Annotated in this window: 1 protein-coding gene; it reads right to left on the minus strand. The window is 68.0% G+C overall.

Going from position 1 to position 1,680, the window contains the following annotated elements; all coding sequences use genetic code 11:
* Positions 1 to 147: 147 nt before the first annotated feature.
* The gene (locus Q1B24_RS21760) at positions 148 to 1,557 is read right to left on the minus strand and encodes an IS1380 family transposase (RefSeq protein WP_299933066.1); all 1,410 of its coding nucleotides are present in this window, start codon (positions 1,555 to 1,557) and stop codon (positions 148 to 150) included.
* Positions 1,558 to 1,680: the final 123 nt, after the last annotated feature.

The raw sequence follows: 1,680 nt of genomic DNA on the forward strand, positions 1-1,680 counted from the left end.
AGCCTCGATCCACCGATGGGCACGGTTGGGATGGGTTGATTGTCGCCGTCGTGGGGTGAGTGTTCGGTGGCGTGAGGATTCGCCGGACCTCTCGTGTCCGGGGTGTTCCACGGTGTTCCTGGTCGCGCCGCTCTCGCTGCTGGGTGGTCAGGACGTGAGCACTGGCGGCGGGTCGCTGACTCGGTCGAACAGTGCCGTCCAGGCGCTCTGCCATGGCCAAGATTGCGGCAGGTGCAGCGTGATCCGGCGGGCGGAGGACGCGACACGAGCCGGGACGGTGATCAGCTTGCGGCGGATCGTCGCGGTGGTGGCCTTGGCGAGTCCCGGGCCGGTGAGGGTCGCGGCGGCACGGGTCAGGTTGAACGCCATCACGGCTAGCACGAGCCATGCGGCGTTGGCGGTGAACTTGCCCGAGGGCAGGTGCGCGAGCGCTGCGTGCTTCAGGTCGGCGTGGACCTGCTCGATGATCGCGTGACCGCGGTGGGTCTTGTCCGCGGCCACCGTGCCGGCCACGTCGTGGGCGGTGGTGGTGAAGAAGGCGTGGAAGCGCCAGGTGTCGAACAGGGTGTCCTGCCCGTCCTTGGTGCCCGGGTTGAGGTCGGGGATCCGGCGCACCACCAACCGTCCGGGGACGTGGTTGGTCTTCTTCTGCGCGGCGAACGCGGTGAAGGGAATCTCGGCGACCTCGGCCCGGGAGATCCAGGTCCGGGTGGCTTCGTCGTAGAGGGCGTCGGTGTACTCGATCGGGGTCCAGGCGTCGTCGGGGATCGCCGTGATCGCGGCCTTGATGCGGTTGTCCAGGCGCACGGTGATCGAGACGTCCGCGCCGGCCTTGAGCGCGGCCGCGATGCTCGGGTGGCCGTAGAACGCGGAATCGGCGCGCACCAGTGGTCGCAGACGGGAGGCGCCCGTGAGCTGGTGGGTGGTCCTCAGCGCGTCGGCGACCAGGCGCTTGGCACCGCGGGGTGAGCCGCACGATCCCTTGCGGAGTCGTTGGGCCACGACCACCGGCGCGGTGTCGTTGGTGGACACGGTGGCCAGCAGCGCGTTGAGGCCGCGGACCCCGGAGTAGCCGTATCCCGAGCCCTGCTTGGCGTAGCCGTGGACCTCGATGATGGTGTCGTCGATGTCGACCATCACCCGTCGGTTCAGCTCGTCTGACGCCGGGACCAGTGGTGCCTGGACGGCCAACCGGGTCAGGAACCGGGACGCGACCGCATCGAGCTGGCGGACGTGACCGAAGGTGAACGTCCGCAGGAACGATCCCAGCGTCGAGGGTGCGTACGCGTGGGTGAACACCCGACCCATCCCGCCATGTCGTAGCAGCGCCATGTCATCGATGCTGTCGGCGCCGGCGACCATCCCGGCCACCAGAGAGGTGACCTTCAACCCGGCGTTCGCGCCCTTGTCGGTCGGCACCGACAGGTGCTGCTGGGCGAGCTCGTGGAGTCCCGCGGATCGGGCCAACGCGAGGACCGGGACCAGTCCGGCCGACGACACGAGATTCGGATCATCGAACACCGCAGAGGTCGCGCGGGGCGTGTGGCAAAGTTGCATCTACGAGATGCCCTTCGTGCTGGTGGAATTGGGACCCTGAAGAAGTCCGATTTTCCCAGCACGTAAGGGCATTCTCACTTCACGACGCGCTCACAACCCCAAGCCCATCGGTGGATCGAGGCT

It is taken from the genome of uncultured Nocardioides sp. (assembly GCF_947488025.1).
In the GTDB taxonomy this organism is placed as follows: domain Bacteria; phylum Actinomycetota; class Actinomycetes; order Propionibacteriales; family Nocardioidaceae; genus Nocardioides.

Excerpts from the sequence above, each read along its gene's own strand:
- Q1B24_RS21760 (WP_299933066.1), bottom strand. The coding sequence starts at position 1,557 with ATGCAACTTTGCCACACGCCCCGCGCGACCTCTGCGGTGTTCGATGAT.